The sequence below is a fragment of the Olavius algarvensis spirochete endosymbiont genome (assembly GCA_900608495.1).
Taxonomy (GTDB): domain Bacteria; phylum Spirochaetota; class Spirochaetia; order DSM-2461; family DSM-2461; genus UBA2779.
Genome location: UWYT01000246.1, coordinates 56,091 through 76,787, shown reverse-complemented (window position 1 = coordinate 76,787; position 20,697 = coordinate 56,091). Strand labels below are relative to the sequence as shown.

The window sequence follows — 20,697 nt, the reverse complement described above, 5'->3', positions numbered from 1 at the left end:
GTCCTTTGCCGGGCGATGTGTTGCGGCAGATAGAGGCTTGAGGCTCTATGTCAAAGTTGAGGGTATCTACAAAATACCTTTGTGAATGAAGTTACACTAATTGTGCTAATTCTTTTGTATATAATGATGTGAGCATTGCAGTACTTTCAAACCTCCATGTATAATGGGGCGCACATGGGTTGTCGTATCGGGATTATTTTGGGAACAGGAGATGGCTCAGGGTTTTCTTATCCCGGTTGATTCCTTTGAAAAGCGCCTATAGCTCAGGTTGGATAGAGCATCGGCCTTCTAAGCCGAGGGTTGCAGGTTCGAGTCCTGCTAGGCGCGCGAATTCGGAGCCCTGTGGAGTCTGACAGATGAATGAATTCACGTTACTCGGAGTAGAAAAGTCTAACCCTTAACCGATCCTGCCATCAGTCCACGCACAAAAAACCTTTGCAGGGCAAAAAATACCATTAAAGGAAGTATCATACTCATAAAGGCTCCAGATGTGAGCAGATGCCAGTCTTGTCCTTTCTCTCCCACCATTGCCGCAAGCGCACTAGTGACAACGCGATTCTTATCGCCCAGGAAAACTAGAGCCACAAGATAATCATTCCAAACCCAGAGAAATTGAAAAATCGCAAAGCTTGCCAAGGCTGGAACCGACAGTGGCAGCACTAGACGCACAAAGATGTTATATGGCGTAGCGCCATCCAGGAAGGCCGATTCGAAAATATCACGCGGCAACGTACTAATGTAGTTATATAGCAGATATATCGCCAACGGCAAACCGAAACCCGTGTGAGCCAGCCACATGCTGAGAAAAGTGCCGTTGAGATTCCAACGAGTATAATCTCGCAATATAGGTATCAGCGCTATCTGTAGGGGAACCACCAATAAGGCCACTACCATAATAAAAAGGGGTCGACGTATGGGGAACTCCATCCATGCAAAGGCATAGGCGGCAAATGCCGCAATCAAGATGGGAATAACCGTGGCAGGGATACTCACCGCAAGAGAATTCAACACTGCATCGGCGAAATTATTGCCATGACGTGTAATGGTATTCCCTTGCGCGTCTTCGTAGCTCACCTCGCCACCTGAAAGAACATCGCGATAATTCTTAAGTGTCAGGTTTGCGCTAAAACCAGTCCATTTCTCCTCGTATATTTCAATTTTTCGAGTGCGCTTATTGCCAGGCCAACGAAGAGTACGTCCATCGGCAAGCTTCACACCAACTCTCCATTCATCAAATGAAGCGCTATAACCTTCAATGAGAACTGGCTTATCGGGATCGGTTTCTGCGGGTAGTTCGAATTCTCCTGTTTTCGTCAAACCCCTATGGGGCAAGACGGTCCACCACCCTGAGCTGTAAATATTCCGCGAGTCCCTAAACGAGGTTACTAAGACGCCCAATGTGGGAATCGTCCATAAGAGAACTATCACCAACAGAATGAGGCCAACTGCCCAACGCGCCAACGTTCCCTTATTCATCTAAGTGTCCTCCTCCCCTTGAATTGGCGGAGATTATAGGCCAACACCGGGATAATCACTACCAGCAACACAATTGCAATAGCCGAGGCCTGCCCGGACTGACCACGGGTGAACTGTCTCTCGTAGAACTCGTTGGCGATAACATTGGTTCCATAGTTGCCGCCTGTCATCACTCTAACAATGTCAAATAGCTTGAGACTAAATATTAGAATCGTTGTGGTTACAGTAACAATCGTAGGCATGATTGTAGGAATTGTGATACTGAAAAATATCTGGAATGCATTTGCCCCGTCAACCCGAGCCGCTTCATTTAAGGATACAGGTATGGCTTTGATAGCTGAGGATATAATCACCATCGAATAGCCTGTCTGCAACCAAACCATAATGATTATCAAGAAGAAGTTATTCCAAAATGGCACCAGGGTCCATGCTTGGGCCTGGCCCCCGAGTGAGGTGACTATTGCATTCAGCAGGCCTATATCTGCAATGTTGACGCCTTCTCCCTTATAGGCATATATGAATCTCCAAATCACGCCAGCGCCCACAAACGAGATAACCATTGGCATGAAGATGAGTGATTTAATCAGTCGCTCCATCCTGCTCTTGTCCACAAGCACTGCAATGACAATACCCAGCACCACGCAGGAGAGGGTGCCAAAAATCATCCAGAGTAGATTATTTCTGAAGCTTTGGAGCATTATCGGATCGGTGAACGCAAATATATAATTATCAAGAAATACAAATTTACTGCCGGTTGAATCCATGAAACTCAGGCGAAGAGATCTCAAAGTGGGCAGTATCAATGCCCAAAAAAGAATCAAAATTGCAGGGCCGGCGAATATGATGGCCACTGATACAGACCTAACCTTCCGTGGCATAGTCTGTGCGATGTGGTTCAACACGTGGTAAAGAAGGGCAACAGATCCCACTCCCCATATCACGGCTGAAATAGTCATCAGGATTTTGAATTCCTGTATGTACTGCAGCAACACAAAGCCGCCAAACAAAAACGCGGCAGCCAGCACTATTAGAGCCACAAGGGTTAATGCACGTAACACACGCCCTCTAGGCGAATCAATCATCAGGCATGCCTCCCCAACACACTCTCGCTTTAAATGTAAGCCAGGTATCTAATACAACCAGGCCGGAGAGGAATCCCCCCCCAGCCAGTGTTTTCAATCTAGAACTAGCAGGGCACTAACGCGGCCAGGAATCATCAATTGCCATAAGAGATTCGTCCAGGCTTTTCGAATCCGATACATAGGCGGTCATTTCTTTCCAAAATGAACCCGCGCCAACAGCGCCAGGCATTAGATCGGAGCCATCAAAACGTACACTGGTAGCATTCTGAATCACCTCGGCGACTTTTTGATCCACCACATTGGTATACCAATCAAGGCTGGAATCCTTATGAGGCGAAATAGCGCCTCCTGCTTTCACCCAACCCTCAATGGAGGCGCCTGTAGCAAAGAATTGCATCACTTCGCGCACTTCCGGACGATCGTTAAACATGGCATAAATATCACCTCCAACAAGTACGGGTCTGCCTAAGGAAGGATCGACACTTGGAAGATAGAAGAAATCGTAATCCACACCTGCAACAAGGTTTTCCGGGAAAAATGTTGTAATGAAATTACCCTGTTTATGCAGCCATGCCTTTGGTGGAGTTTCAAACATCACCTTGGGCGCGTCACCGAAACTGGTGGTGGATATGCTCTTCCTGCCGCCATAAACCATGCCATCCGCAAACCAGATACTGTCAAGTACATCTATTGCTCTGCGCACTTCCGGGGAATCGAATTTCAGTTCGCCTGCAACCCACTTGTCATAGTTCTCTAAACTCGTCGTTCTGAGCATCATCTCTTCGATCCAATCCGTAGCCGCCCAACCAGTCGCCGCACCAGATTCGATTCCGATTGCCCAGGGAGTATCGCCGTCAGCCAGTATTTCATTCTGTAAGGCAATCAGTTCATCCCAAGTCTGCGGTACACTGTAGCCCGCCGCATCGAACGCCTTTTTGTTATACCAAACCAGAGATTTGCCGTTAACGCGACCCCAGATACCTGCCATTATTTCACCTTCGGGAGCCTTCATCGTAGCCATATCCAGCCAGCTCTGGATGTAGTTCGCTTTGACTGCCTCCATGTCGAGCACCGTATTCAAGTCGATGACATATCCCTTCTGCACGAAGTTTTCGAGCAAACCAGGCTGTGGGAAATCGACAATGTCTGGTGGGTCTCCTCCCTCGATACGAATCGAAATGGACGCCTCAAATTCCTTTGATCCTTCGTACTGGATATCTATCCCTGTCTCTTCCTCGAAGGCCTTAAGCGACTCTTCAAATTTGACCGCATCATTATCAGTGAAGGGGCCTGATATGGTAACCACCTTTCCAGCGGTCTTCTTACCGTCGGAGTCCTTGCAGGCAGTGAGCGCTAAAGCAACTCCCAACGCCATAACAATTAGCAACAACCTTCTCATATGAATTCTCCTTTTTTTAAAAACTTCTCCCCCCAATGAGGGGATATAACACTCTGTAATTGTTTGTTCTTCCGGCCTTCCACGCCACAACGCGGCATTGGCGCTTGATATCTTCAGGATTGTTGAGGAGGCACCTGCGCCGTCTGTGCAGGCCGAATCGTGGTTAGTATGACGCATCGTTTTCCTTCGGGCTTCATCCATTAATGGAATGCCTCTAAAAATCAATTCACGGTAAAGCATTCTGATGATACCGTCAATCAGCATTGATCGAAAATTTGCATATCTGTTTCGACACAGGATGTTCTTGACTGGAGCACAAAGTGAGTTCCAGTATTGGCGTCATTCGGGGTATCATCCGGGAAATCTGTCGCATGATGGATGGGGTGGTAATTGATGAGAGCAGCGCCATCTGCCGCACGGTTTGTGTTGGTAGTAGCCTGGCAAGGACGGATGCAAGTCGCATCTGGCGTTAGCATGATGCCGCATATTGTTAGTTGAATGGAGCGCAAAATGTCTTTTCTTCTGGAAACCAAAGTATTCAACCCGCTATTTTTCAGCTTGGAAGAAACTCTCTATCACAGCGAAAATGGCTATATTGGCGTGAGGGCGAGCTTTGAGGAGGGTTATGCGGAAACAACTAACAGCTTGCCTGGTACATACCTTAGTGCATTCCATGATACCTATCCGATATCGCATCCCGAGAAACTACACGGGTTTCCCGAAATCGGTGAAAGGATACTCAACATCACTGATGTGCAGAGTGTGCGTGTTCGCGTAGATGGGCAGCAATTTCAGCTCACAGATTCAAGCATCGAACAGTACAGACGATTTCTGGATATGCGCGAGGGCCTCTCGGGCCGTGATGTTATTTGGAAAACTGGACTCGGCAAGCTGCTGGAAGTTCGAGCTCGACGTCTTGCCTCGCTTTCTCATCCAGAGATTTTTACGCTCGAATACCGCTTAAGCTCACAGCAGGCAATGGAAGTGGAAATAGAAGCAGGAATTTTGGAAAACGTGAATAACCTTTTCGATTCCAGCGATCCAAGAACTCCATCCACCCCCTTCCACGAACTCGAGATTGTTAGTTCAAAAGTGGAAGACGATGTCATCACAATCAGCTCCAGAACTAAAACAACAGGCGATTCACTTGCGATTAGAGTAGAACAGCACCTTAAAATAAATGGTATACCTCTTGTGCCAGGCAGCCACAACAAGCGGAATGCTTACTTATCATGGAAAACCAGGATTAACCGCGGCGTCACCATTTGCCTGGAAAAAATAGCTTTCTTTTCCGATTCGTTACGTCACCCCAACTGTGAAAAAAAGTTGCAATTCCTATCGGAAGAGCTCGCCGACAGCAGTTTTGAAACGTTTCGAGCCGAACAAGAAGATCATCTTGTGAAATTCTGGGATAGTGCGGATATACAAATCGAAGGTGACGAGTTAAGTCAGCGTGGTCTTCGTTTCAATATATTCAATTTGTACCAATGCGCTCCCCGTGTATCAAATGCCAGCATACCAGCCAAAGGTTTAAGCGGCGAAGGTTATGAGGGTCATTACTTTTGGGACGCCGAGATTTACATGCTGCCCTTCTTTGTCTACACTCAGCCGCAGCTGGCAAAAAATCTCCTGCTATTCCGTTATTTCACCCTTAACCATGCTCGGACTCATGCCAGGAAAATGGGACACTCAAAGGGTGCGGCATACCCATGGCGCACTATAACGGGCAGGGAATGCTCCAGCCACTATCCCACAGGCAGTGCCCAGTATCACATCAATGCCGATATCGCATATGCCATTTGGCGCTACTGGGAGGCCAGCAACGATATAGATTTCATCGTTAGGTACGGAGCCGAATTACTCTTCGAAACAGCGCGAATTTGGTTGGAGATTGGCAACTTCACAAAGAACGACTTCCACATCAATACAGTTACGGGGCCTGATGAGTACACTTGTCTGGTAAACGACAATTATTACACCAATGCCATGGCCAGGAAAAATTTGGAAACAGCCGCCAATGTCTGCACGTTAATGGAGGCAACTCACAGGCCCGCCCTGGAAAAACTCAAAGACAGCATCGGACTCGAAGAAAGCGAGGTTTCCAGCTGGCAAAAGGCTGCGAAATTGATGACACTTCCCTACGACAGAGAGCTGGATATAAACCCCCAGGATGAATCATTCCTTCGAAAACCAAAATGGAAACCAGGCGGTGAGAATCGAGGCCACCCCTATCTCCTGGAGTACCACCCATTAACCCTTTCAAGATTTCAAATCTGCAAACAGGCAGATACGGTGCTGGCCTACGTGCTTCTGGATACAGGTGAGAGCGATAGCACAATCCGGAACAGTTATGAATACTACGAGAAAATTACCACCCACGATTCTTCGCTCTCCGGCGTTGCCTTTTCCATTCTTGCCAGCAAACTGGGCGACTCGGAAAAGGCCTACAAGTATTTTCGCGAACTCGTAGTTTTAGACCTTGAAAACACTCATGGGAATACACGGCATGGAATTCATGCTGCCAATATGGGGGGGAGCTGGATGGCCGCCGTATGGGGCTTTGGTGGTTTTCTACCCAAGGGACCTCTACCTGCGTTCTCACCTCGCCTTCCGGACAAGTGGAAGTCCATGGTATTTAGTATTCTGTACCGGAATTCCCTCATTGAGGTTGAAGCCAATCGCAGCAGTGTAAACTTCAGCCTCCGCCGAGGCGAACCATGCGAAGTGGAACTCTATGGCGAAATTCTATTGCTGAAAAACGAGTTGCGGTGCCCTGTACCGCCACAGACGAATCCCCAATGATTGGCGGACTCATTTTCGATCTTGATGGGGTTATAGTGGATACCTCCGAATTCCACTATCAGGCTTGGAAACGACTTGCTGCGGAATTGGGCATCGCGTTCACGAGAGACGATAACGAAAAACTCAAGGGTCTCTCCAGATTAGAAAGCCTGGATACAATTCTTTCTCTAGCCAACCCATACAATCATCAAACCGGGGTTGCCGCCCAATCTCGCAAGATAGAATTAGCTAAGAGGAAAAACTCCTGGTATCTCGAATTCGTGCGCAATCTTGCGCCTGACGACATACTGCCCGGAGTAGAAAATTTTTTAGTTGAATGCCGACAATCCGGGATTAAAACTGCAATAGCCAGTAGCAGTAAGAATGCTAAGGCAGTAATTGACTCTCTTGCAATTTCCCATCTCTTCGACTGCATAGTTGATGGCACAAGAGTGGCCAAAGCCAAGCCGAACCCTCAGATATTCCTGATAGCCGTGAAGAAACTGAACGAGAAGCCAGGCTCATGCATTATCCTGGAAGATGCCCTTGCGGGTGTAGAAGCCGCCAGATTAGCCAGGATTCGTTGCATTGGCATTGCCCCGGAACCCGCTTTGCTTCCCGCAGACCTGGTTATTCCAGGCTTCTTGAATTTCGGTATCAAAGAGCTCTGCAGCTTTGACAGGCTAATCCGGAATCCGGCGTGAGCATCTCTGCCCACCGCGGGATTCAATTTTGTTCAAATAGTGGCTAATCATGGCGGCCTCAAAATCTTCATTACTCGTATATTCATAGCCGAATACACTGGGCCAGAGTACGATATCTTCCATGCACAAATAGAAAAAAACGTGCTTGTGCCATTCCGAAAATGCTTCATATGCGAAACGGAACATCTCTTTTTTAATATCAAGTGGATAGGAATACTTGCTCGCGGCCTTTACAAGCGGCATCTGCAGCACCTTGCTTTGCATCTTCCTGCCACGAATCCCTCGAATCACTCTTTTTGTGAAGGTAAGTGTTCCTAATGAAACCAGGACGACATCTTTCGGCACAAAATGCTCCTGAATCTGCGTGAAAAGCGCCCCATATTCCTCCTGCCACCTGTCATAGTGAAGCATCGGATGAATATGAAAACCGATAAGACCTCCCTTTTCAGACACCTCTGTGGCTGCTGCCAGCCGTCGCGACAGGGAAGCGGTGAAATGCTCCTCGTTGTCAATAATTGTATCTGTGTTTAAGGACCAAGTGCTTATTACATTTGCGGGTATTTTCCGGGAAATTATATGATTGACATTATCCGATTTCGTTTTTAATTCCAAAATCACATTGGGATGGCATTCGGCAAAATCCAATAATGAATCTAGTAACCCCCACTTATTACCCCACATCAGAGAATCCGAGGCCTGGCCCGTACCGATGTGGTATGTCCGATGCGGGTCGAGTTCAAGTGATTCCAGTTTCCGGGCAAAATTCTTGTCAATTTCCACTGCCTTTGGATTATAGAAATAGCGGATAGAACAATAGGTGCAGTCAAATCCGCAACCCTCGGCAGCGTCCAGGGTTAGAAGATTGCAGCATCGCGTATCTTCCGACGCAACAGGACACGCCCCGAAACCCAGTTGTCCTCCCTCAATTGCAACCGGATTTGTCCCAGCTTCCCGGGTAGGTTCTGGACTACCGGAAAAACCATCGTAGGATTTTGGTGTCTTCTTCAATTCCCTCCAAGCCTTTTTCACCGCTTCGAATGCTACCTTCCCTGACTTTTTTCTGAAGATTTCACGGATACTGGGCTCACCCCACATTTCAAAATCCAAGAACATATCGATAATCTGCTTGAGTTCCTGGTAAGTAAATCTGTGTTTAAGTGCCCCCGCCCTGACAGCTGCCTGATCTTGCTCATTCAAGTTGGCAAACTCGCTCTGCTTCATTACAGCTTCCATCTTATCGCGCGTGGGCAGTATCATTCCTTTTAGCCAACAGCTTTAACTCCCCTGTACAATTTTGCTTCTGCTCTGAGTTTGTGATTCATCCAATCGATACGACTAGCACTGCCTATAGTTCAAAACCTGGCTTAGTCAAGCTTGTTAGTCTCAAAATCGACTGCACGAGGCAATCTTTTCATTCTGTTGAACTCCAGTGTTTCGCGGATTGCTTATATTGGTGGAAATCACAATTAGTCAGTACAAAGTGATATACCGTCCAAGCCCTGATTTCTTTCATATTGAATATCTTACAGCATTGTGGTTTTTATCAGAATGGAAACCACCAACGCCAGTACTGCGTAGAATTCCGGAAACACTGCCAGGATAAAGGTGTTGGCAAAAACATCATGCCCGCTGCCTATCGCGGAAATTCCTGCTGCACAGACTTTACCCTGCTGTATTGCGGAAAACAAGGCCGTAAGTCCCATGGCGATGCCGGCGGCCAAAATCATGGCTCCTTGAAATAGGGTCATGTTGGGATTTACAGATTTGTGGAAGAGTATGAAACACACAAAACCATAAAGACCCTGAGATGCCGGGAGGGCCGAAAGGACAAGAGATGAACCGAATACTTCTGGTTTCTTCTTGACTGCACCGATGGCGCTGCTCCCTCCGATTACCAGTCCTATGGCCGATCCAGTTCCTGAAAGTCCCACCATCAAACCAAGGCCTATACTAGCAAGAATTACTGAATTATTCACGCAAATTTCCCTCCAAAAGGTGCGTATTTTATTCCCCCTCCACGGAATCCTACCGCCCTGTAGAATTCGACGAAAGTAAGACGGAGAGGATGAACGAAGGCTCCAAGAGCCGCAAGTGCAAAGTTGACTGAATGCCCTGCGAGCAGGACAATTAACGCAAAAACCCAGGATAGGAAGCCGGGATCAGTGCCAAGTATCATTATAGCGATTGAGTTGATTGCCCCGCCAAGAAGACCTCCTGCGAGTGATAATCCAAAGAGCCTGATGTAGGAAAGGATATCCCGAGGTATATCAGTTGCGATACCATACAGTTTCCAAAGACCCAGAAGCGGACGTAGCCAAATTCGTTTTCGAGTGTCGTTAAACAGCAGAATGAGAAGTATTCCAGTAATCGACAAGGTAAACCCGATTCGATTTGAAGTTCCGAGCTGCGTACCCCAACTACCAATTTGGATAGGGCCAATGGCGAATGATGGTTCCAGGGTTCCTAAAACCCATAGTACAACTCCTGTTAGCAATAAGAATGTGCCGAGTGGCTGAGAGCAGGCGATCAATCCTTCCTGGCGCCACTTATTGGCGATTTGTATTATAAAACCCACCAGTATCTGAATTATCCCCAGCAAGATGGAGAAGTACATAGCATCGTTTATATCCCTGAAAAGAAGAAAAGAGGCGATTTCATCCGACAAATTGGGGATGGCATCGATTTGAGTCCCAAAAAATGTATTGAGGAAAAGACCACCGATAACCGTACAGAACCCGAATATGGCGGCGAGGGCAGCGATTGGCTTAAATGCTCGGCGTTTCACGAATAGTAAAGCGGCCAAAGCAGAGATGATAACTATAATGCCGTAACCCAAATCGGCCAAGCAGAAACCGAAAAAGAAGGCAAAAAAGGGTGCGAAAAATGGTGTTGGGTCGATTTCCATATATTGAGGCAGTCCGAAAATTTTTGTTATTGGTTCAAAAAGACGAACAAGAACACCATTTTTCAGTCTTATCGGAGCTTCATAATCCCCGGGATTGCCATATATCGGAAGGATGTTTCTATCTTCGAGAAAAGAATCTAATTCGGGGAAGAGTGATATTGGGACAAAACCACTTAGGCATTGAATGTAACCATTGGCATGGCTGTCAAGTGATTTGGCGGCTATCAAACGCTCAAGTCGCAGTTCACTTTTTCGTAATTCCGATTCGATTGCACGCTTGCTGCGCGATAAAATTCTGAGTTTGAATTCCAGTTCCGAAATCTTGTTTTTATGCGTTTCCAGACGGAGGCGCAATTCTGCATCGTCCATATCTCCCATACGTTCTTCAGGGTATAATGGAGTTTCAATGTTTTCATCGGACTTTGCACGGCGAATCTCGACGAAGCGAACTTGAACCTTGTTCTCTTGGATGATTTCGAAGTGACGATTGGTATGCTGCGCTTTTTGAAAGGCTTTCTTTGGAAGTATGTGAAGACTGATGAGTATTCCTTGCTCTTCCAAGTCTGATATTGTCGTGAGACTGAAATAGCCCCAGGGCGCAAGTGCGGCTTCTTCTTTTTTTAGCCGTTCTATATCGCTCCGATGGCGTTGTATGTCCAATAGAATTTCCGATGTCTGTTTCTGAACTTTGTCGATGCTAAGCGTTTCGTGGGTTTCTTCGGAACCGGAAAGCTCGGAATATGGAAGTAAGGCAGCCAAGGTTTTTTTCAGTAAGTCCATTCGGCTCAAGAGTGCTATTATATCAGGGTGTTCGGAGACGGATTTGGTTTGAAGATGTACAAGCCCCAGTTGTTGGAATTCGGAAAGGTATTTATCTGAATCGCCAGAGGTTAGCAAGAATTGAACTTTTTTCATCTTCTCAATCATTTACTTACCTAAGGGCTTTGTCTGGCTTTGGTGATTTTTTGGGTGGCCTTGTCCAGATTTTCCACGTCTTCGAGATATCTTCTTATTTTGAGTATCGCTTCGGAAAATTGGGGAATCTGCATTTTTTCATAGAGATTGACTTTCTGAGTTGTCTTCTTTCTTGCGAGTTCGAGTAACTCTATGCGACGCTGCGTTACATCAATTTCAGTGATAATCCGGATTAGGTGTTTAGCTACCTTCCAACCCCAAAGCAACCAGGCGGGCTTCTGAACCAATGCACCTGCAGCCTCGGCAAAACTGATTTCCCCCAAACCAGGTATTATAATTCCCGCCATTTTTTTGCTGTCGTATTCTATATCCATAATGCGAAGCGAGTCTGTTGGATATTCGGAGAATAATTGTTCGGATTCTCCGATTCTGCTTCTAAGTTCCGCCAGTTCGTCTTGCTGCTCATCCAGTCGATTCTTTTCTTTCTTGATACTGATGCGAAGATAGGTTTCCTTGCTTTTCAGTGTCGGGAGAGCTGTTTGTCGAATCTTCAATTGCTTCTGGAGGGCTTGTATCGAGATTTTGTTATATTGAAATCTCAGTTCCATAACCTAGTTCCCATTATTTCCCGGGCCGCGCCAGTATTTGTCTGAGATAGCTTTTTTTATTCCGAGTTCGTCTAACGAGAAATGTTTTTCAAATAGGCGCCAGCTTACTTCCAACATAGCTTTGGTGTCGAGATTCACATCAATCGCAAGCAGGTGCCTGGAATAGTCTCGGGCAAAATCAATGCAGCGCTTATCGTATTTGCTAAGATCGAAGCCATTATCACGCTTTGTTTTAGCCTCTGCCGCGTCGGCGTAGAGCCGGATTGCGGCATTCATAACCTGGCCATGATCCTCGCGAGTCTTCGTTCCTATAACAAGTTGTTTCAGACGGGACAGGGAGCGAAAGGGATCGACTATAACCTTCCCAATATCTGTATCGGTCCTCAAAAAAAGCTGACCCTCGGTGATGTATCCTGTGTTGTCCGGAATGGCATGAGTGATGTCCCCACCCGAAAGTGTGGTAACTGCTATGATTGTTATTGAGCCTCCTTTGGGAAACTGAACAGCCTTTTCATAGAGCTTTGCTAAATCGGAATACAGGGAACCGGGCATCGAGTCTTTCGATGGTATCTGATCCATCTTATTGGAGACTATGGCAAGGGCATCCGCATAGAGAGTCATGTCTGTAAGGAGCACTAAAACCTTCTCGTTTTTATCCACGGCGAAGTATTCAGCGGCGCTTAAAGCCATGTCGGGCACCAGTAGGCGTTCAACCGGAGGATTCTCAGTGGTATTGATAAAACTGATTATCTTATCCAATGCGCCTGCATTTTCAAAAAGTGCTTTGAAGTATAGATAATCATCGTTCGAAAGGCCCATCCCCCCAAGTATTATCTTATCTGCCTGGGCTTTCAGCGCCACATTGGCCACAACTTCGTTGTATGGCTGGTCGGGGTCTGCGAAGAATGGTATCTTCTGGCCGGTGACTATCGTGTTGTTCAAATCGATTCCGGCAATGCCTGTGGCAATCAGCTCACTGGGCTGCTCGCGGCAAACAGGATTAACCGATGGTCCGCCAATTTCCCTTTCCTCGCCTTCCACTTCTGGATTGCCGTCAATTGGTTGTCCATAAGCGTCAAAGAATCTGCCAGCCAAGTGCTCTGATACTTTTAATACCGGCGGACGCCCTAGAAAGACCACCTCGGCATTGGTGGAGATTCCCTCCGTGCCCACATATACCTGAAGGGTTACCTGATTTTTATTGATTTTAACCACTTGGGCGAGGCGATTGTCCACCCAGGCCATTTCTTCATTTCCTATGCCGCTTGCTTCCAAACTTACCGTTGCCTTGGTTATTTTTTCTATTTTGGTGTGTATCATCTGAAAGGCGCTGCTTTGCATTAGGAGACATCTCCCTCGTTTAGCATGGATTTGAATTGGGCTTCGAATTCCTTGAACGGGGCGGAGTTGAAATCGCAAAAATTCATTTGCTTGAGCGAATTGATAATTTTCTTGAAATACGGAGCCACCGCCTCAAATGATTGGAAACGAAATTTTCTATCGCATATTTTCTTCAACATTTCCAAGCCATATTCCTGCCTTTCTACCGAGGCAAAACTGTCGATGGGATCGAAGGCATCCTGCTGTATCAGAACGGCATCTATCAATTCGCTCTTCCAGAAATCAACATGATAGTCGATAGGAACTCCATCATCGCCAAGAATGGAAATCTGATCTTGAGCCTCCTTGCCACGCAACATCCGGTTTTTCAGCGAGAGCACGTCGCTAACCCACCTGGGGCCGGAGCGTTCAGAGAGAAACTGCTGTATTTCCGGACTTTCCAGATATTTGGAATAGCTATCATGAGGATCTATCGCCGGGTAGCGTTTTGAATCCGCACGCTTTTGCGAGAGAGCATAGAAGCACTGGGCCACCTTCTTGGTGGATTCGGTTACAGGTTCCTTCAGATTGCCACCGGCGGGAGACACCGTGCCTATGAAGGTAACTGCTCCGCTTGCCCCATTGTGAAGATATACCATTCCGGCGCGAGCGTAGAAATTTGCTATTACTGCCGGTAGATCCATGGGGAAGGCATCCGGGCCAGGGAGTTCCTCAAGGCGGTTGGACATTTCTCTAAGTGCCTGGGCCCAGCGCGATGTCGAATCAGCAAGGAGCAGCACGCTAAGTCCCATCTGGCGGTAGTATTCACCTATAGTCATAGCTGTATATACCGATGCCTCGCGCGCGGCAACCGGCATGTTCGACGTGTTACAGATAACAGTTGTTCGCTCAAAGAGTTTGCGTCCGGTGCGTGGATCTTCCAACTCCGGGAACTCGGTGAAGATTTCCACAACCTCGTTAGCTCTTTCACCACAGGCGGCGATAATAATGATATCTGCCGAGGCATTTCTACTAATTGTGTGCTGGACAACCGTCTTCCCGCAGCCGAATGGCCCGGGGATGAAACCAGTTCCTCCTTCGGCCAGCGGATTGAAGGTATCGATAATTCGATAGCCCGTCTCCATAAGTCGGTATGGCCGAGATTTTTCTCTATAAGCTCTAATCGGGATTTTCACAGGCCATCGCTGAGTCATTGACAGCTCCATTCTTTCGCCCGCATCGTTCCTTATCACTGCGATAACATCGTGGATACCGTAGATTCCATTGGCAGCCACCGACTCAACAATCCACTCGCTTGCCAAATTGAAGGGCGCCATAATCTTATGGTTCACCCAGTTCTCTTTAACCTCTCCCAACCAAAACCCCGCATTTACTCTCTCCCCCACTGTCGCAAGCGCGGCAAATTCATATTTTTTCTCTTCATTGAGCGCCGCTGTATATTCACCCCTTTTTAAAAACAAACCTTCCTTTTTATTCAGATCGCTTTGTAAGCCGTCGTAGTTCTTCGATAGAAGCCCCGGGCCAAGTTCCACTTCCAGCATCTCGCCTGAAAATTCCACTGGAAGTCCCACTTTGACTCCCCGGGTGCTTTCAAAGCACTGCATATATGCGGTTTTCCCAGTAATTCTTATAACTTCGGACATCAGCCGCTCATCGTTATTTTGCAGATATGCAATTTCATTCTGACTGATGGGACCATCCACTTCCACAGTAATCAGATTGGCAGTTATTCCCGTAACTATTCCTCGGGTCATAAAGGACTCTTCTTAGTTGTATTTCTATGGAGTTTTTCCAGCAATTCATCAAGCATTCGTCTACCATCAACAGGTGTTATCGAGAGCCACCGTTCCACATCTGCAATTCGTATTGCAAAAGAAAATACAACCTCGCGGGAAAAATGCTTATACCCAATCCTTTCGTCGAGCCATGCCCAACTCGTTTTAGTAATTGCCCGTTCAATATCCAAAGCCGAGGAATCGGCAAAAGCATCAACTAGAGGTTTCATTACACCCAGTTCATCGCCAATGCCGAAATCGGGCGCCTGACTCATACTGATTTTCTTGGTGAAATGATCGAAGGGGAAAATCTCGTCTATGTATAACCTTTCGTCCTTTCTGCAGGCCAGCGCTGTCGTCAAGTTTTTCAACTGTGCCTTGAAGATCAGATATTCCCGTGGGAATCCCCTGATTTCGGATTTTTTCTCAGTGCTAAGCGCAGTCATCATCCTGCAAAGCAATTCATTTTCTTTCGACATTGTAAATTGATTCTGCCTTTCAAGCCTGATGTCCCAAATGAATTCAGAGAAGAAGTCAAAAAGTTCGTCTGGTTCTGCCAAACCATCTTCCAATTCGTTCTCGCTATAGAAAGAAGGTGCTTTCATTGCAAGAGGAGATGCATCCAGTTTTGAATTGATATTTGAAGCATCATTCAGTAAGAAGCATTTGCGCATATCCGAGTAATCAGCAAGGTGCAGTTCTTCGCGGGCAAACTCATCAAAGGCAGGATACGGGTGTTTATCAAATGAAGTGTCAGAGGCAAGTTCGGGTAGGCTGGAAACCAGATAATAGTATTGAGTCAATATTCACCTCCGAACAAAACTGTCCGGGTTTTCTTCTTTACGAAGGAACGGAAGAACTCTTCGAAATCCTTATCGGTGAACGAAAAATTGTAAGTCCCGTCCTTAGACTCAAACTTGAAACCGTTTCTAATTTTATCGGAAAAACTGATACTCAATCCCTGGTCAATTTGTTTCTTCAGCGCAGTTTGCAGGCCCAGAATGAATTCTCTTTCCAGGGCGTCGGAGAGTATCAATGAAAGGTTGGGAGCTTTCCCACTAGCCGCCCAGGCATCCATCGCCGTCAGAATGAGTTTGGTAAGCAAATCTCCGTTTCCCAGGGATTTATTCACTTCTTCATGTAAGATGCCATCGGTAAGAAAGGCTACAGCCCTCTGTTTCAGATTACTCTCTGTTTGCCTGGCGGCCCAGGACAATTCCGCCTCTGTTTTTAACCTTAGCGACTCCACCTCTCTGCGCCCTTTTTCAACAATTGCCTGCGCTTCAAGTTCGGCTCTTCCAAGTATTTCATTCCTTTCCCTCGCGGCCTCACGAAGCAACGCTTCTGCCTCGGTATGGGCCTTCTCCACACCATCTTTGTAAATCTTATCTGTAAGTCTCTGCAATTTGTCGTTCATTCTTCTCCCCTTACCATACACTTTTCAACAGTTGTGTATCCATACCCAGCCTATTAACCGAATACATGAGGAGATTTCATAAATGGAATCGTAAATACAAGAATCCAGCCAGTCTGGCGACCAGCTTGTCAGAGCGTGCGGCAGAAATCAGCCATCTCCGCACTGGCTCCCTCATACGGAGATTGAAATCTTTTTACTCCCAGGCTTTTCTAAATAACAAATGTATATGCAACTAGAATAGCCAGCGAGAGCGCTACAACGAAGAACCGCATCAATTTCATATAATTTACCTCGTGATATCCAATGCATATATTTTCGCTGTTTCTACGGCGAAATCAAGCACAAAGATAAGTATGCCACACTTCTGCCGGAGTTCGTTAAGCTTCCCGCTTATCTGGTCGACAACAAAAAAAACCCCTCCACACAAGTTAATCTTGCAGGAGGGGGCCGTACACCAAAAAGTGTGTTGTACTTTTTTGCGCTCAGCATCTTAAGTCATCTAACATCCGCCCAGTCCGCAATATTAACACATAAATCCCCAGTAGACTCTAAATGACGATACAACTCGTCGTCGGTTTGTTTGATTAGACTACAAACCTCTTCCTGTCGTCCAAAAGGTTGATAAAATCATATCGTGTGGTATTTGCAACTACCATGATGGGGCTGCCCATGAGCAGTTCTGAATTATCAACCGCCTCTTCTATAGTGATGCTGGCGGCTACCGCGATGGAATCAACCATGGTGTTTGTCTCTTCCTTGTCACCAATGGCGAACGCGAGGCCTCCAACTACTATCAAAATGAATAAAGTGAAAAAAACTCTTTTCATGTTCTCTCCTTAGAATTGTTTCGAGACTTGGGCGTAATGCTAAATCTAAACACCTCCTTCTTGGGTACATAAACCAAATCAAAGTTGCTTTGAGTTTCATTCAATCTGCAAATCAAGCCTGAAAAACGCATACACACAATGAGCAGAATTAACTTATCCTCATCACAAGCCGCATTATAATACTACCTGGTCATTATAGTATATAGTTTTTTATGAAATTTATTAGAAAACTGATATATAGTTTTACTCCTGATGTCATCGCTTCATCCGATTCAACCCTGGGTAATCAACCTGACAGAGATGGGTTATAGTTAAGCGGGAGATATCAATGACAGGATTTCAACGAGCAAGCGGCATACTGCTTCACCCTACGGCACTGCCTGGTTCCTATGGAATCGGCACCTTTGGAACACAGGCAATCAGCTTTCTTGATTGGCTCCAAAGCGCCGGCCAAACCTACTGGCAGATTTGTCCACTGGTTCCAACCGGCTATGGCAACTCTCCTTATCAAGGTCTTTGTGCTTTCGCCGGCAATCCCAATCTAATAGATGTCGAAGAACTGGTTAGCTTCAGACTATTGGAACCTGAAGAACTAGACCCGCTGAAACAACTGCCCGAGAGCTATGTGAATTTTTCTCTACTTATCCCAGAGAAGAAGAAGCTTCTTCATCTGGCTTGGAGTAGGTATTCTGCGGGTAAAGGGCCAAAACAATTAACATTGGAACTGGAAGCTTTTAGAATTGCCCAATCCCAATGGCTGGAAGATTTCTGCACCTTCATGGCTTTAAAAAATCAAAATGGCGAACATTCATGGGATACATGGGCTAAGGAAATGAAATTGCGTGAGAAGAAGTCGCTTGACAGTCTGACAATAGAGACGGCAAACGAGGTTCAATACCATCTCTTCGTACAATTCCTGTTTTTTCACCAGTGGCAAAACATCAAATCCGAGGCTCAATCGAGAGCAATTAAAATAATTGGCGATATACCAATTTTTGTTGCTTTCGACTCTTCAGATTGCTGGGCCAACCCCCGGCTCTTTCAACTCGATGCCAATCTTCTTCCTACCAATATCGCTGGCGTGCCTCCAGATTATTTCAGCTCAACCGGACAACTTTGGGGAAACCCACTTTATGATTGGGATAAAATGGCCGAAGATGAATACTCCTGGTGGTTATCCCTTCTCAAAAACAAGCTTGAGCAGTACGACGTGTTGAGAATCGATCATTTTCGAGGTTTTTGCGCCTATTGGTCGGTACCATTTGGAGAAACGACTGCAGTAAACGGGAAGTGGATGCCTGCACCCGGTAGAGCTCTCTTTTCGCTGGCCCGCGAGAAATTGGGAGAATTGCCAATAATCGCGGAGGATTTAGGGTTTATCACCGAGGAAGTTGTGGAACTTATCGAGGCCTGTGGATTTCCGAGAATGAAAATACTGCAGTTTGCTTTCAATGCATCGGAGGAGAATAATTATCTCCCGCATAATTACGACAAGAACAGTGTAGTTTACACAGGAACACATGATAACGATACCATTGCCGGCTGGTTTGAAATCGCGCCTGAATGCGATAGGAAAAAGGTAATTGATTATTTGAATCTTGGCGAAACCACGGATGCCAAAACAGTGGCAGGAGCCATGCTGCGAGCCGCAATGGCTTCTGTGGCCAACTTCGCAATTTTCCCGATGCAGGATGTATTGGGCCTAGACAATCAGGCAAGGTTTAACACACCCGGAACTCTTGGTGATAACTGGATGTGGCGGGCGCCTGAAACATCTTTCAGTGACGAAAGAGCCGAATATTTAAGGAAGCTCTGTGAAATCTACGGAAGATTGAATTACTCGCGGGACACAAAAGGGGAAAACAGTGGCGCAGATTACTAACCCCTCGCTGCGCAATAAAACTATCTACTCGGTGTATGTGCGCAATCACTCCAAAACCGGAGATTTTAAAGGACTTATAGCAGACCTTGAACGTATTTCCAATCTGGGTGTCGACATAATATGGCTTTTACCCATTTATCCAATCGGAGCTGAGAAACGCAAGGGCACCCTGGGCAGTCCCTATGCAATTAGTAACCATCGGGCAATTAATCCAGAATTTGGCACTATGGATGATTTCTCAAATTTTATTGAGGCGGCTCACGGGCGTGGTTTAGCGGTAATCATTGATATTGTTTTCAACCATACCTCAGCCGATTCTCTTATGAGGAAGGCTAATCCAAATTGGTTTTGGAAAAATTCGAACGGGGTGCCTGGCAGCAGAATTGATGAATGGAGCGATGTAATAGAACTTGATTACTCAATTAAAGAGCTTTGGAATTATCAAATCGAAACTCTGAAAGATTGGATTATGCACGGAGTCGACGGTTTCCGCTGCGATGTGGCACCGTTGATTCCTCTGCCTTTCTGGTTTGATGCCCGTGATGCCTGCTCCCAGATAAAGCCTGATACAATCTGGATTGCGGAAGCCGTTGAAAGTTCATTCATTCATGCCGTTCGGCGCATGGGATTTGATTGTTTAAGCGACTGCGAGCTCCTGGAAGTATTTGATTTGTCCTATGATTACGATGTGTATCCGGATTGGATTAGCCTTATATACGGCGCAATAGATTTGAAACATTATGTAGATCGACTAAGAATTCAGGAATCCACTCATAGAGAATCGGATCTTAAGCTGCGCTTTCTCGAGAATCATGATCAAAGCAGGGCGAGAAAGTTATTTGCAACTGCTTCGTTTGATAGGCACATAACTTCCACAGTATCATCTCAGGTTCAAGGCTCAAGCCACGCGGGGTATATACAAAGCACTCTGGCAGCCTGGACCGCTTTTAGCCTGTTTCAAAAGGGTACTACGCTAATTTATGCGGGCCAGGAATATATGGCCAGCCACCAACCCAGTCTATTTAACCGAGATCCGATTGATTGGTTGACAAAGAGTGATGTCAATTGCGTAAAACATCATAGCCTTTTAATACAGTTTATTGCGCTCAAGAAATCGGGTATCGTTCGAGACGGATACTTCTGGTATCCTCCAGCCCCCGCGGGTTATATAGCGGCAGCCTACGAACGACGAGATTCAAACACCAGTCTAATCGGCCTGCGTATCGGAGTTTTCAACGTAGAGGCCCAGCCTTCTTGCAAATTCAATATAGGCACGCATTGGGGCGAGTTGCGACTGGATGCAGTGTTTCACAACCCGTTTGACAACTCGAAATCGGTCCTCGACAGAGGCATACTTGCTATAGATGATCAGATAACCATTCTGGATTGGGGTTTAATCGATTAAACTTTATGACATGCACATGCGACTAGTTGACGCAGTAGAGCACTGCGTTTTGAGAACCTGGGATGGATGAGTCAATTTGGTGACAGGAACAGCCTCAATGAGAATGAAATGGAAATTCGTGAAAGAATTATGTGAACAATCGTTTGAATGACAGTGATATCATCGTGGTTCTGGCGTCGC

At 46.3% G+C, this 20,697-nt stretch carries 17 protein-coding genes and 1 tRNA gene; 6 read left to right on the top strand and 12 right to left on the bottom strand.

The window, feature by feature from the left end:
• Nucleotides 1-252 precede the first annotated feature (252 nt).
• Nucleotides 253-327 (top strand) — tRNA-Arg (locus S1OALGB6SA_RS07565).
• Between the two features lie 63 nt (nucleotides 328-390).
• On the opposite strand, the gene S1OALGB6SA_RS07560 is transcribed toward S1OALGB6SA_RS07565, so the two are convergent.
• The 3 genes from S1OALGB6SA_RS07560 to S1OALGB6SA_RS07550 form a co-directional block, all read right to left on the bottom strand.
• A complete protein-coding gene (locus S1OALGB6SA_RS07560) occupies nucleotides 391-1,476 on the bottom strand; it encodes a carbohydrate ABC transporter permease (RefSeq protein WP_124033061.1) in 1,086 nt (361 codons plus the stop codon).
• A complete protein-coding gene (locus S1OALGB6SA_RS07555) occupies nucleotides 1,473-2,558 on the bottom strand; it encodes a carbohydrate ABC transporter permease (RefSeq protein ID WP_124033060.1) in 1,086 nt (361 codons plus the stop codon). The genes S1OALGB6SA_RS07560 and S1OALGB6SA_RS07555 overlap by 4 nt, the downstream gene beginning before the upstream one ends.
• Nucleotides 2,559-2,673: 115 nt before the next feature.
• On the bottom strand, nucleotides 2,674-4,221 hold the full coding sequence (locus tag S1OALGB6SA_RS07550) for an ABC transporter substrate-binding protein (protein WP_230204496.1): 1,548 nt from the start codon (nucleotides 4,219-4,221) through the stop codon (nucleotides 2,674-2,676).
• A gap of 56 nt (nucleotides 4,222-4,277) precedes the next feature.
• Between S1OALGB6SA_RS07550 and S1OALGB6SA_RS10310 the strand changes: the two genes are divergently transcribed.
• From S1OALGB6SA_RS10310 to pgmB, 3 genes are read left to right on the top strand one after another with little or no spacing between them, the layout of a single operon-like run.
• A complete protein-coding gene (locus S1OALGB6SA_RS10310; RefSeq protein ID WP_161786841.1) occupies nucleotides 4,278-4,430 on the top strand; it encodes a hypothetical protein in 153 nt (50 codons plus the stop codon).
• A gap of 37 nt (nucleotides 4,431-4,467) precedes the next feature.
• Entirely contained in the window at nucleotides 4,468-6,759 is a 2,292-nt protein-coding gene (locus tag S1OALGB6SA_RS07545) for a glycoside hydrolase family 65 protein (protein WP_037565136.1), read from the top strand.
• Complete coding sequence (gene pgmB / locus S1OALGB6SA_RS07540) at nucleotides 6,726-7,442, top strand: beta-phosphoglucomutase (protein WP_195910367.1); 717 nt, start codon at nucleotides 6,726-6,728, stop codon at nucleotides 7,440-7,442. The genes S1OALGB6SA_RS07545 and pgmB overlap by 34 nt, the downstream gene beginning before the upstream one ends.
• Here the strand turns inward: pgmB and S1OALGB6SA_RS07535 are convergent.
• The 9 genes from S1OALGB6SA_RS07535 to S1OALGB6SA_RS07495 form a co-directional block, all read right to left on the bottom strand.
• Nucleotides 7,422-8,699 carry an SPL family radical SAM protein gene (locus tag S1OALGB6SA_RS07535; protein ID WP_230204495.1) on the bottom strand — a complete coding sequence of 426 codons (1,278 nt, stop codon included), beginning with the start codon at nucleotides 8,697-8,699 and terminating at the stop codon, nucleotides 7,422-7,424. The genes pgmB and S1OALGB6SA_RS07535 overlap by 21 nt on opposite strands.
• A 266-nt stretch (nucleotides 8,700-8,965) precedes the next feature.
• On the bottom strand, nucleotides 8,966-9,418 hold the full coding sequence (locus S1OALGB6SA_RS07530) for an ATP synthase subunit C-like protein (protein ID WP_037565132.1): 453 nt from the start codon (nucleotides 9,416-9,418) through the stop codon (nucleotides 8,966-8,968).
• Nucleotides 9,415-11,262 carry a V-type ATP synthase subunit I gene (locus S1OALGB6SA_RS07525; RefSeq protein WP_124033059.1) on the bottom strand — a complete coding sequence of 616 codons (1,848 nt, stop codon included), beginning with the start codon at nucleotides 11,260-11,262 and terminating at the stop codon, nucleotides 9,415-9,417. The genes S1OALGB6SA_RS07530 and S1OALGB6SA_RS07525 overlap by 4 nt, the downstream gene beginning before the upstream one ends.
• 20 nt (nucleotides 11,263-11,282) lie before the next feature.
• Nucleotides 11,283-11,870: a V-type ATP synthase subunit D gene (locus S1OALGB6SA_RS07520; RefSeq protein WP_124033058.1), complete on the bottom strand. Its 588-nt coding sequence runs from the start codon at nucleotides 11,868-11,870 to the stop codon at nucleotides 11,283-11,285.
• Between the two features lie 3 nt (nucleotides 11,871-11,873).
• Nucleotides 11,874-13,190: a V-type ATP synthase subunit B gene (locus S1OALGB6SA_RS07515; RefSeq protein WP_230204494.1), complete on the bottom strand. Its 1,317-nt coding sequence runs from the start codon at nucleotides 13,188-13,190 to the stop codon at nucleotides 11,874-11,876.
• A 20-nt stretch (nucleotides 13,191-13,210) separates the two neighbouring features.
• Entirely contained in the window at nucleotides 13,211-14,965 is a 1,755-nt protein-coding gene (locus S1OALGB6SA_RS07510) for a V-type ATP synthase subunit A (protein ID WP_124033057.1), read from the bottom strand.
• The gene (locus S1OALGB6SA_RS07505; RefSeq protein ID WP_037565122.1) at nucleotides 14,962-15,789 is read right to left on the bottom strand and encodes a DUF2764 family protein; all 828 of its coding nucleotides are present in this window, start codon (nucleotides 15,787-15,789) and stop codon (nucleotides 14,962-14,964) included. The genes S1OALGB6SA_RS07510 and S1OALGB6SA_RS07505 overlap by 4 nt, the downstream gene beginning before the upstream one ends.
• Entirely contained in the window at nucleotides 15,786-16,403 is a 618-nt protein-coding gene (locus S1OALGB6SA_RS07500) for a hypothetical protein (RefSeq protein WP_037565121.1), read from the bottom strand. Before S1OALGB6SA_RS07500 ends, S1OALGB6SA_RS07505 begins: the two co-directional genes overlap by 4 nt.
• Nucleotides 16,404-16,987: 584 nt before the next feature.
• Nucleotides 16,988-17,230: a hypothetical protein gene (locus S1OALGB6SA_RS07495; protein ID WP_124033056.1), complete on the bottom strand. Its 243-nt coding sequence runs from the start codon at nucleotides 17,228-17,230 to the stop codon at nucleotides 16,988-16,990.
• 328 nt (nucleotides 17,231-17,558) lie between these two features.
• On the opposite strand from S1OALGB6SA_RS07495, the gene malQ reads away from it, so the two are divergent.
• Complete coding sequence (gene malQ / locus S1OALGB6SA_RS07490) at nucleotides 17,559-19,112, top strand: 4-alpha-glucanotransferase (protein WP_124033055.1); 1,554 nt, start codon at nucleotides 17,559-17,561, stop codon at nucleotides 19,110-19,112.
• Nucleotides 19,096-20,517, top strand: a complete 1,422-nt coding sequence (locus tag S1OALGB6SA_RS07485; protein WP_124033054.1) for an alpha-amylase family glycosyl hydrolase — start codon at nucleotides 19,096-19,098, stop codon at nucleotides 20,515-20,517. The genes malQ and S1OALGB6SA_RS07485 overlap by 17 nt, the downstream gene beginning before the upstream one ends.
• Nucleotides 20,518-20,697: the final 180 nt, after the last annotated feature.